14 protein-coding genes are annotated in these 15,533 nt (G+C 64.9%); 9 read left to right on the plus strand and 5 right to left on the minus strand.

Translation table 11 applies throughout. From position 1 onward, the window contains the following. The first annotated feature begins 44 nt into the window (after positions 1-44). The 5 genes from HB634_RS16975 (at position 45) to HB634_RS16995 (ending at position 6,202) form a co-directional block, all read left to right on the plus strand. Positions 45-2,042 carry an ATP-binding protein gene (locus HB634_RS16975; RefSeq protein ID WP_213949439.1) on the plus strand — a complete coding sequence of 666 codons (1,998 nt, stop codon included), beginning with the start codon at positions 45-47 and terminating at the stop codon, positions 2,040-2,042. 210 nt (positions 2,043-2,252) lie between these two features. Beyond that, positions 2,253-3,728, plus strand: a complete 1,476-nt coding sequence (gene trpE / locus HB634_RS16980; RefSeq protein ID WP_213949440.1) for an anthranilate synthase component I — start codon at positions 2,253-2,255, stop codon at positions 3,726-3,728. A 212-nt stretch (positions 3,729-3,940) separates the two neighbouring features. After that, positions 3,941-4,642, plus strand: coding sequence for an SIMPL domain-containing protein (locus HB634_RS16985; RefSeq protein WP_213949441.1), 702 nt, complete (start codon positions 3,941-3,943; stop codon positions 4,640-4,642). A gap of 182 nt (positions 4,643-4,824) precedes the next feature. Beyond that, a complete protein-coding gene (locus HB634_RS16990) occupies positions 4,825-5,499 on the plus strand; it encodes a hypothetical protein (RefSeq protein WP_213949442.1) in 675 nt (224 codons plus the stop codon). 214 nt (positions 5,500-5,713) lie between these two features. Next, positions 5,714-6,202 carry a DUF4019 domain-containing protein gene (locus HB634_RS16995; RefSeq protein WP_213949443.1) on the plus strand — a complete coding sequence of 163 codons (489 nt, stop codon included), beginning with the start codon at positions 5,714-5,716 and terminating at the stop codon, positions 6,200-6,202. Between the two features lie 23 nt (positions 6,203-6,225). On the opposite strand, the gene HB634_RS17000 is transcribed toward HB634_RS16995, so the two are convergent. Then, positions 6,226-6,825 (minus strand): TetR/AcrR family transcriptional regulator, encoded by a 600-nt coding sequence (locus HB634_RS17000; RefSeq protein ID WP_213949444.1) that lies wholly within the window; start codon positions 6,823-6,825, stop codon positions 6,226-6,228. 99 nt (positions 6,826-6,924) lie between these two features. On the opposite strand from HB634_RS17000, the gene HB634_RS17005 reads away from it, so the two are divergent. After that, positions 6,925-7,686 (plus strand): alpha/beta hydrolase, encoded by a 762-nt coding sequence (locus tag HB634_RS17005; protein ID WP_213949445.1) that lies wholly within the window; start codon positions 6,925-6,927, stop codon positions 7,684-7,686. A 60-nt stretch (positions 7,687-7,746) separates the two neighbouring features. After that, the gene (locus HB634_RS17010; protein ID WP_213949446.1) at positions 7,747-8,793 is read left to right on the plus strand and encodes an aldo/keto reductase; all 1,047 of its coding nucleotides are present in this window, start codon (positions 7,747-7,749) and stop codon (positions 8,791-8,793) included. A 118-nt stretch (positions 8,794-8,911) separates the two neighbouring features. On the opposite strand, the gene HB634_RS17015 is transcribed toward HB634_RS17010, so the two are convergent. Continuing rightward, entirely contained in the window at positions 8,912-9,916 is a 1,005-nt protein-coding gene (locus tag HB634_RS17015; protein ID WP_213949447.1) for an alpha/beta hydrolase, read from the minus strand. A gap of 336 nt (positions 9,917-10,252) precedes the next feature. Here HB634_RS17015 and HB634_RS17020 point away from each other — a divergent pair, with 336 nt between their 5' ends. Both HB634_RS17020 and HB634_RS17025 read left to right on the plus strand, forming a co-directional pair. Beyond that, the gene (locus HB634_RS17020) at positions 10,253-10,924 is read left to right on the plus strand and encodes a hypothetical protein (protein WP_213949448.1); all 672 of its coding nucleotides are present in this window, start codon (positions 10,253-10,255) and stop codon (positions 10,922-10,924) included. Positions 10,925-11,037: 113 nt separating this feature from the next. Further along, positions 11,038-11,403, plus strand: a complete 366-nt coding sequence (locus HB634_RS17025) for a hypothetical protein (protein ID WP_213949449.1) — start codon at positions 11,038-11,040, stop codon at positions 11,401-11,403. Between the two features lie 287 nt (positions 11,404-11,690). Here HB634_RS17025 and HB634_RS17030 read toward each other — a convergent pair whose 3' ends face one another. The 3 genes from HB634_RS17030 to HB634_RS17040 all read right to left on the minus strand — a co-directional run bounded on the left by HB634_RS17030 (position 11,691) and on the right by HB634_RS17040 (position 15,331). Then, complete coding sequence (locus HB634_RS17030) at positions 11,691-13,067, minus strand: leucyl aminopeptidase family protein (protein ID WP_213949450.1); 1,377 nt, start codon at positions 13,065-13,067, stop codon at positions 11,691-11,693. Between the two features lie 69 nt (positions 13,068-13,136). Beyond that, complete coding sequence (locus HB634_RS17035) at positions 13,137-13,835, minus strand: HAD family hydrolase (protein WP_063573045.1); 699 nt, start codon at positions 13,833-13,835, stop codon at positions 13,137-13,139. A gap of 5 nt (positions 13,836-13,840) precedes the next feature. Beyond that, positions 13,841-15,331, minus strand: a complete 1,491-nt coding sequence (locus tag HB634_RS17040) for a substrate-binding domain-containing protein (protein WP_213949451.1) — start codon at positions 15,329-15,331, stop codon at positions 13,841-13,843. Positions 15,332-15,533 lie beyond the last annotated feature (202 nt).

Below are 15,533 nucleotides of genomic sequence, written 5' to 3' on the forward strand. Positions count from 1 at the left end.
GCGGGATCGCCGATGAATCGGCTCCTACAACAGCGCGTTTACGTATGACTCTTCGCCAGAAACTCCTCCTTGTTGCGCTTTGCACGCTGGCCCTTCCTGTGGCTGGGTGGCTGTATGTGCGGCAGATGGAAACGCTGCTTCGCGAAGGCCAGGCGCAGGCGCTGGTCGCGTCGGGGCGGGCGCTGGCGCGCAGCCTGGTGGTGGTCGATGCACCGCTGCCGCCGGCGGGCAACGCCTGGTACATCCAGCACACGCCGACCCCCATCACGATGGACGGCTATGCGGACGACTGGGCCTCGCTGAGTGCCTGGGCGCAGAGCTTCGGCAAGAACGCGCGCGTGATGCTCGCCGAGGACGACCGCTGGCTGTACTTCTACATCGACGTACGCGCCACGCAACGCCACCGTGCGGATGCGGGCGACCGCCTCGCGCTCAACGCCGACCACCTCATCATTTCCATCGCCAGCGCGGACGATGCGCAGCGCTACCTCATGGCCAGCGCGGCGCCGGGTGCGACGACCGCCATCGCGCTCGACCCCGAGGCAGGCGTGCTGCCCGACCGCATCAACGCCCAATGGCAGGAAGACGGCAGCGGTTTCCGTGCGGAATTCCGCCTGCCGCGTGGACTGCGGCTGGATCACTTCGGCCTCGGCGTGCACATTACGTCCGATGGCGACAGCGAGCCGCTCACCGCCGAGACACGACCCTTGATCGATTTCTCCACGCCGCTCTCGCAGGAGCTGGCGCGGCTGGCGCCCGACGGCGTGCGCGTGCGCGTGCTCTCGCCCGATGCCTGGCTGGTGGCACAGAGCGGCAAGCTCGACCTGCCGGACCTTCCCGCCAACGAACGGCCGGGCTGGTTCGCCTCGCTGGTGTATCGCTCCTTGCTGGCGACGCGACTCGACGCCGAAGGTGGCTGGGCCGAAGACGCACCGCGCATCGACCTGCCGGAAGTGCGCGAAGCGCTGCAGGGCAAACCCGCGACCGCATGGCGCGCCGGCGAATCGCGCGGCAGCGTCGTGCTCGCCGCGGCCTTGCCGATTCAGAGCGGTGGCAAGCTGCACGGCGTGGTGCTGCTCGAACAGCCCAGTCGCGCGGTGCCGCTGCTGGCCAACCGCGCACTCTTCGGCCTGCTGCTGACCAGCTTCGCCGTACTGCTGATTGCCGGCGGCGTGTTGTTGCTGTTCGCCACGCGGCTCACCTTCCGCCTCCGTCGCCTGCGCAACGCCGCCGAGCGGGCGCAGGACAACGACGGCCGTCTGGATGGCCCGTTCCCGCTGATCGATGCCACGGACGAACTCGGCGACCTCGCACGGAGCTTCGCGCGGCTGTTCGAGGTGGTGGGTGGCTATACGGACTACCTGCGCACGCTGGCGTCCAAGCTGTCGCATGAGCTGAACACGCCGCTGGCGATCGTGAAGTCGTCGCTGGACAACCTCGACCATGCCGGCCTTCCGCCGGAAGCGGAGCCTTACCTCGCCCGAGCGCGCGACGGCGTGGCTCGTCTCGGGGCGCTCGTTCGCGCCATGAGCGAAGCGAGCCGCATGGAGCGCGCCATCGCGTCGGCCGAAGCGGAAGACGTGAACCTCGCGGACATCGTGCGTGGCTGCGCGGACGGCTATCGCGGCCTGGCCGGCGACCGCACGCTCGACGCCGTCCTGCCGCCCGGGCCCGTGCCGATGCATGTCTCGCCGGAACTGATCGCGCAGGCCCTGGACAAGCTGTTCGACAACGCCTTGTCGTTCACCCCACCGGGCGGCTGGCTACGCATCACGCTCAGCCCGACCGCCGAAGGTGCCGATGTGGAGCTGGCCAACGAAGGTCCGTCGTTGCCGGCCGCCATGCAGGGGCGTCTGTTCGACTCCCTGGTCAGCCTGCGCGACAAGGCCACCCCTGGCGACGCACCGCACCTGGGCCTGGGCCTCTACGTGGTCCGTCTGGTCGCGGAGCGTCACCAGGGCAGCGCCAGCGCGCGGAATATCGAGGGTGGCGTGGCGTTTACGCTGCACCTGAGGGGTCTGCCGCGCCAGCGTCTGGCGTAACCCCCACGGTGTGTGCCCAGCTCTCTGTAGGAGGCGATTCATCGGCGATGCTCCCTGTGGGAGCCGCTTCAGCGGCGAATGGAGTTCGCGGCAACCTGGCTATCGCCGATGAATCGGCTCCTACATAAGACCTGCGTGTATCTGGGCAGGGTCTGCCCGGGTCCCGATATCCTACAATCCCCGGTCACCCCACCCGATTCGACGCCCCGAATGATTTCCCGCGAACAATTCGATGCCTACGCCGCGCAGGGCCATACGCGCATTCCGCTGGTGCGCGAGGTCTTCTCCGACCTCGACACGCCGCTGTCGGTGTACCTGAAGCTGGCCGATGGCCCGTATACCTTCCTCTTCGAGTCGGTCGAGGGCGGCGCCACGTGGGGACGCCATTCCATCATTGGCCTGCCGGCGCGGCGTGTGTATCGCCTGCGCGGTCATGAGCTGGAAGTGGAGGAGAGTGGGGAGGTCATCGAGCGTCGTCATCTAGAGGATCCGCTCGCCGAGATCGAAGTGCTTCGCAAGCAGTACGACGTGCCCAAGCTGCCGGGCCTGCCCGACTTCACCGGTGGCCTCGTCGGCTACTTCGGTTTCGAAACCATCGGCTATATCGAAAAGCGCCTCGCCCAGTGGGACAAGCACGACGAACTTGGCACGCCCGACGTCCTGCTGATGCTCGCCGACGAAGTGGCGGTGTTCGACAACCTGAAGGGCCGCCTGTACCTCATCGTCCACGCCGACCCGTCGAAGCCGCAGGCCTATGCCGATGCCTCGCGCCGTCTCGATGCGCTCGCCTTCCGCCTGCGCCAGGGTGGCGTCTCGTACCCGCAGATGCTGCAGCCGGCGGCGATCGACGAGTCCGATTTCAAATCCTCGTTCACCCGCGAGGAGTACGAGGAAGTGGTGCGCAAGGCACAGGAATACATCCGCGCCGGCGACATCTTCCAGGTCGTTCCGTCGCAGCGCCTTAGCGTCAAGTTCAATGCACGGCCGGTGGATGTTTACCGCGCACTGCGCGCGATGAATCCCTCGCCGTACATGTTCTTCATCGACATGGGCCCGACCCAGATCGTCGGCTCGTCGCCGGAGATCCTCGTGCGCCTGAAGGCGGGTCGCGTCGTGCTGCGGCCGATCGCCGGCACGCGTCGTCGCGGAGCCGATGAAGCGGAGGATGTCGCGCTGGAAACCGAGCTGCTCGCCGATCCGAAGGAACGCGCCGAGCACCTCATGCTGATCGACCTCGGTCGCAACGACGTCGGCCGCGTGAGCAAGACGGGCACGGTGGAATTGTCCGAATCCTTCGTGGTCGAGCGTTACTCGCACGTCATGCACATCGTGTCCCAGGTCGAAGGCGATATTCGCGACGACCTCTCCTACATGGATGTCATCAAGGCGACGTTCCCGGCCGGTACGGTGAGTGGCGCGCCGAAGATCCGCGCGCTGGAGATCATCCAGGAACTGGAACCGTTCAAGCGCAACATCTACGCCGGCGCCATCGGCTGGCTCGGCTGGTGGGGCGACGCGGATACCGCCATCGCCATCCGCACCGCCGTGATCCAGGACGGCCGCCTGCACGTGCAGGCCGGCGGTGGCGTTGTTTACGATTCCGACCCCGCGGCCGAGTGGGAAGAGACGATGAACAAGGGTCGCGCACTGTTCCGCGCAGTAGCCCAAGCCGCGAAAGGCCTCTAACTGCTAGCGCTGTTGTAGGAGCCGATTCATCGGCGATGCTCTGTGTGGGAGCCGATTCATCGGCGATAGGGTGCTAGCCGCACCCTTTCCCCCGCTGCCGCGGGGATCGCCGATGAATCGGCTCCCACAGAAAGCGGGCGTTGCCGTCGGAAGAATGCGTTGCCGTTGAACAGTGCGTTGCCGTCATCCGTGTCGAAAGGAGATCGTCGGGTATGAATCGTTATCTGCTTGCTGTCGCTCTTGCCGCCTTACCTGTGCTCGCCTCGGCGTCCGAGACGCCATCCTCTCCCTACCTTTCCGCCAAAGGCCACGCCGAGCGCAGCGTCCAGCCGGACCGGTTCGGCATCGATCTGCGTGTCATCGCCGTGGACATGAAGCCGGCCGTGGCGCGCACCCGCGTCGAGAAACTGATGGCCGGTGTACTCGCCGGCTTCAAGGCGCACCACGCGATACCGGAGTCAATCGACGCGACGGCGATCAGCGTCGACGCCAAGTCGGAGTACCGCGACGACAAGGACGCCTTCCTCGGGACGCAGGTCTCGCGTACGGCCCATGCGGTGTTCGCGAACCTGGACGACCTTCGCCAGTTCATCGACGGCGTCGAGGCCGACCAGGAGTTGCAGATCACCGGAACCACCGTCACCCGTAGCGATATCGAAGCGGTCCGGCAGGACGTGCGTCGCGACGCGATTAAGGATTCCATCCGCTCCGCCAAGGCTATGGCGGACGCTTACGGGGTCAAGCTCGGCACGCTCTATACCGTCACGGATTCACCGGCCTACGTCGGGGGACGAAGCGATCTCTCCAGCGTCACGGTCACCGCGGCGACCCTTCCGAAAATCGATCTGCAAGTAGGCAGCATCAAGGTCGAAGAGAACGTCTTCGCGATCTTCTTCATGGATACGGGCAAATAAAGCCCCTGTGCCACACGCTCCTTCGGTAGGAGCCGATTCATCGGCGAACGGGTGCTAGCGGTATCCTTATGGCTACCTACCCGCTGCCGCGGGATCGCCGATGAATCGGCTCCTACAGAAAAACCTGCGGCGCAACCGATTCCGATACCTCTGGCACCAACGTCACGGACCGAATGAAACTCATGAGCAGCACGCGTACCTTCATCGCCGCCGGAAGTCTTGCCGTCATGGCCGCCACCTCGGCGCCGTCGGTACAGGCGCGCGAGCCCTTCAGTGACGATGTCGCCTCGCGCACGCAGGCGCTGGCGCTGCTGGAAACGCTCAATGCCGACCTGCTCAGCCACCCCAGCGCGACGCTCACGCTGGAGCGCTGGTGCAGCGACCACGCGCTGGCTGGCGACGCGAAGATCCTCGCCCGCCGCGTGAAGGGGCAGGACAAGCCCCTCCCGGATGACGGACGGCAGACGCTCGGTATCGGTCCGGAAGAGCCGGTGAAATATCGTCGCGTCCAACTGGCCTGCGGGGAGCATGTGCTCTCCGAGGCGGACAACTGGTACGTCCCGTCGCGCCTCACCCCGGAAATGAACCAGATCCTCGACAGCACCGACCAGCCGTTCGGCAAGGTCGTCCAGCCGCTGCATTTCCGCCGCCAGACGATCAGCGCGGACCTCCTGTGGTCGCCGCTGCCCAAGGGCTGGGAGATGGATGCGCCGCTGCCTGCATCCGCCAAGGGCCCCCTGACGATCCCCCACGAGCTGCTGCGCCACCGCGCCGTCCTGTTCAACGAGGCCAGCCAGCCCTTCAGCCTGGTCATCGAGACCTATACCTCGGAAGTGCTGGCCTTCGGCCGCCGCTAAAGCTTGCCTCCCCCTTGTGGGAGCCGATTCATCGGCGATCCGGCGGCAGCCGGCCAGGTTCCCGATACCTGGTTATCGCCGATGAATCGGCTCCCACACAAAGCCGCCGTCCGTAGCAGAGCAGCCTCCACCAACCGCCGTATACCCTCCGGCCGACTTGGCACAGCCGCCTGCGCGCCGGAAGCTGGACCCCACGATAAGGTGGAGGCAACTCATGGCCCCGGCGAGCGCCGTTGCACGAAAGATTCCCGCGCCGCGGCTGACGGGCACGAATGCCCTCGGGGCACTGCTCACCGTTGCCCACGAGCCACGTCTCGGGCCCCAGCCGAACTCGCTGGACAATGCCGTCGCCAACGCCACGCACTGGGTACAGCTATCCAACACAGCGCGCCGCCCCGATGCCATGTGGCTCGAAGCCGGCGCGATGATGCAGCGCCTGGTGCCGCGTGCGGATTGGGTTCGGTATCTGCGGAAGATTCGTCTCGATCGCGGGGCACTGAACAGCCGCGAGTGGTTCGAAGTCACCCGCGTTCGCGACCCGGTCGGGTTGCCCCCCGGCGATTACCTCAACGTGATCTTCATCGCGCAGTTCGCCCGGGCGATTCTTTTCGAGACCGTATCGCTGGCGCCGGGCAGTGCAGGGTGGATGCCCGTTGGTTACGTCATCCGGCCCGTGCAGCGCGAGATTTCATTCGTGCAGTGAGTGTGGGGCCGATTCATCGGCTCCTATTCCGTCGCGGTGCGCGCCGCGAAGGCCGCCGCAATCGCATCGCGCGTCGCCACTAGCACTTCATCCGACAGCGCGGCGTCGGTCTTGGCGACCGCACGCGAGACGGCGATCGCGCCGATCTGCGCCGCAATCGACGCCACCGCCAACTGCCGCCGCACGTCCTGCGGCACCGTCTCGTCGATAGCGCCGGCCATCATCGCTACCTCTTCCTCGAACGCCTGCGCAAAGCTACGGCTGAGTGCCTCGCCCTGGCGTCCGACATCGCTGGCAGATGCTGTCATCGGGCAACTCGTAGTCAGGTCGTCTCGCTGGAGCGTGGTGTAGAGGCTGCCCAGGTATTCCTCGAACGAGGGATGCCGATCACCCGCCCAGGCACGTGCACGGTCCATCCGCTGCGCGAAACCGTGCGAGAACGCCTCGGCCGCGAGCAAGTCCTTAGAGGGGAAGTGGGCATAGAGGGCGCCGTGGGTCAGCCCGGCTTCCTTTGCCACTTCCGCCACTCCGACGCCATCAACGCCCTTCTCCCGGAACAGCCGACTCGCCGCTGCGAGCAGGGCTTCGCGGTTCTCGGCCGATTTTTCCTTGGAAACACGCATTTCACACTCCTGAACCGTTCCGACGGTTTTGATTGCAACCGCCACGAAAAGATATTAGATTGCAGTTGCAATCATAACCCGCCACGAAGGAGATTCGCCATGTCGAGGTTTTCCACGCTGTTCGCACTCAGTGCCCTGACCCTGGGTGTTGCAGGTACCCCCGCCGCCCAGGCGGCCCCGATCCACAACGTCGTACTCGTCCATGGCGCCTTCGCCGACGGCTCAGGCTGGCGCGCCGTCTACGACTCGCTCGTCGCCAAGGGCTACGAGGTGTCGATCGTCCAGATTCCCGAAACCAGCCTCGCCGCCGATGTCGACGCCACCAAGCGCGTGATCGACCAGCAGGACGGCCCGACCGTGCTTGTCGGCCACAGCTGGGGCGGCCAGGTCATCACCGAAGCCGGTGCCGACCCGAAGGTGAAATCACTCGTGTATCTCGCGGCGCTCGTGCCCGATGTCGGTGAGAGCACCCAGACGCTCGAGACGATGGCGAAGTACCCGGCGCCGAACAACGACGTCAAGAAGACCGCGGACGGCAAGTTCTTCTACATGGACCCCACGAAGTTCCGCGAAAACTTCGCCGCGGACTCATCGTCGGCGCTGGCGTCCTTCATGGCGCATTCGCAGGTGATCCTGTCCGTCGAGGCTTTCGGCACGCCAGCGAAGGCGGCGGCGTGGAAGACCAAACCCTCCTGGGCCGTGCTGCCCGGTGCCGACAAGACCATCAACATGGACCTGCAGCGCTGGATGTACGACCGCGCCAAGGCCAAGGTCACGACGGTGCCTGGCTCGAGCCACACCGTGTTCCTCTCGCACCCCGACGTGGTGGTCAAGGTCATCGAAGAAGCCGCCGGCAAGTAAGCACTCAGGCCCTCGCCCGAGGGGTGAGGGCCTTCTCGCATAACAGAGGAATCGGACATCATGCGTTACAAGCTCTTTGGTAAGCACACGGGTTTGCGCGTCTCCGAGCTGGTGCTCGGCACCGGCAGCTTCGGCACGCGGTGGGGCCATGGCAGCGAGCAGGACGAGGCGAGCCGAATGCTCGACGCGTACGCCGACGCCGGCGGCAACTTCATTGATACCGCCGACAGCTATCAGTTCGGCGAGTCGGAAGAGATCCTCGGCCGACTGCTCGTGGGTCGCCGCAACGAGTTTGTCCTGGCCACCAAGTTCAGCCAGAGTGCCCAGGCCAACGCAGGCCTCCTGGTCACCGGTAACAGCCGCAAGGCGATGGTGGCCTCGCTCGAGGCGAGCCTGAAGCGACTCAACACCGATCACCTCGATCTCTACTGGGTGCATTACGCCGACGGTGTGACACCCATGGAGGAGATTGTCCGCGGCTTCGACGATCTCGTACGCGCGGGGAAGATTCTCTACGCCGGCTTGTCCGACTTCCCCGCATGGCGCGTGTCACGCGCGGCAACCATCGCCGAACTGCGCGGCAGCATCCCGATCGCCGGCCTGCAGGTCGAGCACAGCCTTGTCGAGCGCACGACGGAACAGGAGCTGCTGCCGATGGGCGAAGCGCTGGGTCTGGGCGTCGTCGCGTGGTCGCCGCTCGGCGGCGGCATGCTCACCGGCAAGTACCGTCAAGGTGAGAAGGGTCGCGCCGAAGGCTTCGGCGGGCGTGTGTTCCAGGCCGAAGACACGACGCAACGCACGGCGATCCTCGATGCCGTGATTGCGACGGCCGACGAACTGAATGTCACGCCGGGTGAGGTCGCTATCGCCTGGGTAGCGTGCAAGGGCGCGCTCCCCATCATCGGCCCGCGCAGCGTCGCGCAGCTTCAGGCGAATCTGGCGGCAACGAAGGTCACGCTGTCAGCTGAGCAGATCGAACGGCTCGATGCGGTCAGTGCCTTGCGTCCGGTGTTTCCGCGTTCGCTGCTGGAAGATCCCGCTAACCGTGACCGCATCTTCAGCGGCAAGCTCGACCGCTTCATACCACCTCGCGAGCAAGTCGCCTGATGGTGCAAGGCCACGCTTTTTTAGGAGCCGATTCATCGGCGATAACCAGGTTGCGGTAACCGTGCCCGCTGCCGCGGGATCGCCGATGAATCGGCTCCTACAAAGAGCGAGAGTGCCGTTACAGGGCCTCGTCGAGCGCTTTATAGAAGCGCTCGGGTGCTTCGATCATGGGTGCGTGGCCTAACCCATCGAGCGGAATCAGTTTCGCCCCTGGAATCTTCGCCGCCGCTTCCTTACCCAGCGTCGCGTAATCCCCAAGCTTCTCCTGCACAGACGACGGCGCGGCATCCTTGCCGATCGCCGTCTTGTCCGCCTGCCCGATGATCAACACCGTGGGCACGCGGATATCGGGAAACTCGTAGACCACGGGCTGGCTGAAGATCATGTCGTACGTAAGCGCGCCCGCCCAGGCCACCGTCTCGCGGCCGCTGCCTTCATACATGCCGGCCTGCATCACCGCCCAACGGCCGTAGTCGGACTTCCACTTGCCGTCGTAGTAACTTTTCAGCTGGTAAGCGCGGATGGTGGCGTACGAGGTCTTCATCTCGCTCGCGTACCACGCGTCCACGCTGCGCCACGGCACGCCCTTGGCCTTCCAGTCTTCCAGGCCCAGCGGATCGACCAGCACCAGCTTCTCCACGCCCTGCGGGAACATGAGCGCATAGCGCGCACCGATCATGCCGCCCATCGAATGCGCGACGACCGTGACCTTGTCGACGCCAAGACTCGCCAGCAACGCATGCGTGTTCGCGGCGAGTTGGGCGATGCCGTACTGGTAGCCGCGCGGCTTGGATGATTTGCAGAAACCGATCTGGTCGGGGATGACCACGCGAAAGCCGGCGACACGGAGATGCTCGGCGGTCGCTTGCCAATACGGTCCGCAGAAATTCTTGCCGTGCAGGAGGACGACGGTGCGGCCGTTCGGTTTCTCCGGCTTGAGATCCATGTAGGCCATCTCGAGCGATTGGCCCTGGTTCTGCACGGGGAACATCGTGACCGGGTAAGGGTAGTCGACGCGTTCGAGGCGCGGGCCGAGTTCCTTGATGGTGGGCGTGTCGTCGGCGAGGAGCGGCGTGGTGATGCAGAGCAGGGCGAGGGCGAGGGCGATGAGCGTGCGACGCATGACGGAACTCCGGTGCAGTCAGATGCCGACCATATCCCAAGCTCCGTGTAGGAGCCGATTCATCGGCGATCCTGCGGCAGCGGGCCAGGGCGCCGCGAACATCCGATCGCCAATGAACCGGCTTCAACAGCCCCCGGCGGGGCTGACTCGCCCGCGGGTTTATCCCGGTCGCAATTTTTGTATGCGAAATCGGACGCTTTCCAGCTAACGGCAACAAGCACGGGCTCTTTCGAGAGCGCTGACTTTTCCCGCCCTGCGCCATCTGCGGCGGTACCGGGAGATACTCTTCCCGGGGGCCATGCAGTCAACCGGGTAGTTCGCCCGAAAGGATTCGTGATGAACATGAAGGGATGCAGGTACTATTTTTTAGCGGTGTGCGCTCTGTTTTCTATGCCATCTCTCGCCGGTGTGGTGACCGGGGTAGTAGACAAGACGCCGGGGTGTCTCAAGCAGGTCGACTGGCGGAAAGACGCGTTTCGGAACGCCGATGAATCAAAAGTCGTTTACATCACATCCCAGCGCTTCGACGAGTTTGCGAAATGCGCCTCCGAGGGGGTCGACTTCAGTGCCGCCGTCAGGATGCGAGGTCCTAACGAGTCAAAGGATGATGCCTACGAATCGGCGCTTGCCAAGATTGACGCGCTGAGGGCGAAGTATCCATCACTTAAACGGCCGGTGGGTTTATACCTTCGCATGGCTTCCCACGACCTGGTCATCGGAGAGGGCACCGAGCAGGAGCCGACGTCATTCAAACGGGCGAACTTTTTTGATGGCACCGTCCTCATGACGCCCATTTCAAAAATCACCCACCGTGACATCGTGTACGTAAGATCTCCTGAATATCCCGGGGTCTGCGACGATCTGAAGAGCAATCTGGTTGCGTACGAATGGTGTACCGGCGCGCGCGGTCCATCCTCGCAGGATCAACGTCTTTATGAATGCAAGGACGAGCAGTGCGATAGCGGACTGCCGCCTGATACTTTAGACGCCGGGCCCAAGTCACGATGACCGGGAGCGAGCCTGAGGAATAAGGCCCGCCTGCTCCTACCGAACGGGGTGCGGTGCCGATCGGAGGAGGTCGATGCCATAATCGGGCGTACGGGCCAAAACAGGGGTTTCTCATGAGCGATTTTGACGCGCCGTCGCGCGAATACACGCGTCCGCCGATGACGCGCGGTGTCGATCCGCAGCGCATGAACTGGCTTTGGCAGTTGATCCTGCAGGCGACCGACCTGGATCCGAACGAGGTCCGTGCGGCACTGGTGGCTTCCGGTGTGGCAGTTACCGGGAAGCGCCTGCATAGCTGGGAAGTGAACGATCAGGACGACGCGTACTTTCCGCTGTCGATCGCGGAGCTGGAGCGGAACCTGCGCTCGGTGGTTGCGATGAAGAAGCAGAAGGCCGAGGCGATTGATGCGGCGGCGGAGGCGGCTTCGGTTGGGGTTGTGGTCGACGATGATGCGGCGAAAAGCGAGCCTCAGGAATGAGGGTCGCGGAATAAGGGCCGCTTTGTGTGTGCCTGCTCTCTGTGGGATCCGGCTCTATGTGTGTGCCGGCTCTCTGTGGGATCCGGCTCTATGTGGGAGCCGCTTCAGCGGCGATGACCCGATTGCCGAAACCTGGCCCGCTGCTGCGGGATCGCCGGCAATAGCCGGCTCCCACACTGTTGTTGCAAGCACCCATCGCCGATGAATCGGCTCCTACCGAGCACAGGCCCGGCAGGGCCTGAAGAGAAACGTTCGCGTTAGCGAACCTTCCTTTTCATCGGGCGAGGTTACGAATAACGCTCGGACAAGAACCGATAAAATGCACGCAGCCCCTGCGCTTCACCACCGCGCGGATGGGCCGGGCGGTCGGTGTCGTTCCACGAGTAGGTATCCAGGTGCATCCAGTTCTGGGTCTCGGGAATGAAGCGCTCGAGGTAGAGCGCGGCGGTGACGGCGCCGGCGTGACGTGAGGGGCCGGCGTTGGCGAAGTCCGCCACGTACGACTCCAGCATGCGACGGTACGGACGCCACAGCGGCAAGCGCCAGAGCGGATCGCCGACGAGTTCCGCTGAGCCGATGACGTGGTCGGCGAGCTGGTCGCGGTTGGTGAACAGCGCGGGCAGCTCGGGACCGAGTGCCACACGCGCGGCGCCGGTCAGCGTCGCGAAATCGATGATCAGATCCGGGGCCTGCTCCACCGCGTAGGCGATGGCGTCGCAGAGAACGAGGCGACCTTCGGCATCGGTGTTGTCCACTTCCACCGTGTGTCCGGCGCGCGTCTTGATGACATCGCCCGGGCGCATGGCATTCCCGGCGATCGCATTCTCGACCGCAGGAACTAGGAGGGTGAGGCGTACCGGCAGGCGCGCCTGCATCACCAGGCCGGCGAGCGCGATAGCGTGTGCCGCGCCGCCCATGTCCTTCTTCATCCAGCGCATGCCATCGGACGGCTTGATGTCCAGGCCGCCGGTGTCGAAACAGACGCCCTTGCCGATGATGACCAGCTTCGGGTTGGAGTTCTTGCCCCAGGTCAGTTCGATCATGCGCGGCGCACGATGGCTTGCGCGGCCTACGGCATGAATGGTCGGGAAGTTCGCAGCGAGTAGTTCATCGCCTACCCATTCCTGCACCTTCGCCTTGTGTTCCTCGGCGTGCGCGCGGATGGCGGCGGCGAGATGTTCCGGGCCCATATCTTCGGTGGGCGTATTGACCAGGTCGCGCACCTGCGTCGTGGCGTCGATCACCGGCTGCACGGAGCGCAGCGTCGCGGCGTCCACGACCAGCTGTGCCGGCGGACGCGCACGCGCGCGGTAACGATCGAAACGGTAGGCACCGAGTGCCCAGCCGAGTGCCAGCAGGTCGCGGTCTTCGATGACGCTCTCAGCGGCGAGCTCGTACAGACCTTCGGGCAGGCGCGAGGGCAGGGAGCCGAGCGCCGCGATGGGATCCGCGCGGTCGACGCCGACAAGAATGCGGGCGATGGCGCCACTGGCATCGGGGAGCACGAGGATGGCGCCCGGTGTCGGACGAAAGGCCGTCGAGATCAACCACTGCCGATGCACCGCATCGAGCCGACCCTCGGCCGCCGGCATGCCTGCCATATCGACGGTCTCGATGGGGATGACGATACGTTTCCCGGACTTGCGTTCGATCAGCGGCGACATCAGGCCTCCCGTGCCTCGCGGTCATTGGCAACCGCGTCAATGGATTGTTGCAATCGGTGAACCGCTATTCTAGCTGTCCGTAACCGCCGACGCTTCTACCCAATCGGCTAAATGGGTCATATCCGGAAATTCCATGTCGGGCGCCGGTCCATGCGACCACACCTCACCCGTGCGATTGAGCCAAACGGTGCGCAAGCCTGCCTCGCGCGCGCCGACGACATCCAGCAAGGGATCGTCGCCGACATGCAGGATCTCGCCGGGCTCGATACCCAGGGCTTCCGCGGCGGCCAGGAAAATACGAGCGTCCGGCTTGGCCACGCCCAGTCCACCGGCGCTGATGCGCGTGTGGAAGAGGTGGTGCAGGCCGATGATCTCCAGGTCCGCGTTGCCGTTGGAGATGCTGACGATGGGCACGCGGTGCGCAATGCGCTCCAGCGCCGGCAGGCTGTCGGGGTAGAGCTCCACGTTATTGCGGGCGGCGAAGTACAGCCGCCACAGTTCATCCACCGGGGCATCGTCGATGCCGCAGTGCGCGAAGGCGGCGCGGATGGTCATCCGGCGCTGTTCGCTGAAGTCGTGGGAAAGATGGGTGTTGTCGCGGGCGATCTGCTCGCGAAGCTCACGCATGGCCTCGATAGGCCATGCGCTTGCGACATCGGGATGGTGTTGCCTGAGCCAGCGGTCGACGACGTGCTCGGCCTCGATAAGGGCCGGCAGAACCGGCCACAGGGTATCGTCGAGGTCGAGGGAGACGGCGCGGACGGCCATAGGGCTCAGCGTGCGCTCACCTTGAGCACCTGGCCTGCATGGACATTGTTGTCCTTCAGGCCGTTCATGGCGCGCAGCTGGTTCACGTCCACCGCGTTCTTCTTGGCGATGGAATAGAGCGTGTCGCCGGCGGAGACCTTATAGGTGCGCGAAGCGACCATGGCGGCCGGCTTCTTCGCTTCCTTGACGGCCGCGACCTTGGCTTCCGGCTTCGCAGCGGCCGGCTTGGCCTCGCTCAGCTTCGGCAGGACGACCTTGTTCGACTTCTCGGAGCTGTCGATCGGCGGCTTGGCGGCGATCTTGCCCTTCACCGTGACGGCATCGGCCAGGACCTTGGCGAACTTGCCGCCGACCTTGGCGTTGTCGGAGACCGAGAAGGCTTCCGAATGGACGCCGGAGAAGCCGACATGCGCCGAGGTGCTGACGCTGGCGACGACCGCGGCGAACTGCGACGGCTCAGCCGTGGTGGCAACGGAGCCCTTGGCTTCTTTAGCCGCCTTGGCGCCCTTGCCCTTGGTCTCTGCCTTGGCGACAGCGACTTCCCTCGCGGCTTCCGCCGGAGCGGCAGCGGCGACGGTCGGCGCGGTGGTCATCGCCTGGCCTACGTTGGCACGGGTGCCGACGGTGGAAGCGATCGTCGCGCGGCGAGCGGCATCGCCCGAGGCGAGCGAGGCGCCATCGGCGTACGGCACGAGGCTGTGCGAACGAAGCAGGGCGCTACCCGTGCTCGAGGTGACGAAAGCAAGGAATTCCTTGATCTCGGCAGCCTTCGGGTTGGTGTCGTTGGTGACCAGGTAGATCTCGCTGTAGAGCACGTAGGCGCCGCTGGCGACCGTCGATGCCGACGGCGTGACGCCGTCGATCTGCAGGATCTTCACCTTCTTGTTCGAGGCCACGCCCGCGAGGGTGGTAGCGCCCAGGCCCTGCTTGTCGAGGGTCACGCCCTCTTCGAGCTTGGCCACGTTGACGTACAGGCGCGGTGCGGCGACGGGCTGGTTGCCGCGTCCGAACAGCAGGCGACGCATGCTGTATTCCACACCGTCGGCCGGGCTGGCCACGGCGTAGAGGTTGATCGGGGCATCGGCACCGCCGAGCTCCTTCCAGTTCGTGATGTGCCCCATGTAGATCTCATGGAGCTGCTTGAGCGTGATGTTGCTCACCGGGTTGGACGGGTAGGTGACCATCACCAGGGCGTCCCACGCGACAGGCGTGAAGGTGAGCGACTGCTCGGCAGCGCCGACACCCGGACGCGCGGAGCCGGCGATATCCGCCGTGCCCTTGACGACAGCGTCGATACCGGAGGCCGTATTGAAGGGCTGCAGTTCGAACTTGCCCTTGCCGGATTTCTCCCAGGCCTTGGCGACGTCGATGACCACGCCGCGCGCGGTGGTGATATCGCCACGCCAGATGAGAGCCGTATCGGCAGCGAAAAGGGTTGCAGAGGCGCTAAGGCCGATCAGCGTGGCGGTAAACAGTCGCGCAAGACGGAGAGACATGGACGGCAAGAACCTCGGGACGGAAGCGGGGTTGGGCATTGGGGCGCAATTGTGGGCTATTGAGGCCGTCGGCGCACCCTTTGACGTCAATCGGCATCCTGCCGGGGGGAAACGGAACGTAGGCTGTCGGGGATTTGTGGGGAGAGCATCGCCGATGAATCGGCTCCTACCGAGCAAGGGGCTCTTGCTCGGTAGGAGCCGA

This window comes from Luteibacter sp. dw_328, assembly GCF_018449605.1.
Lineage (GTDB): Bacteria > Pseudomonadota > Gammaproteobacteria > Xanthomonadales > Rhodanobacteraceae > Luteibacter.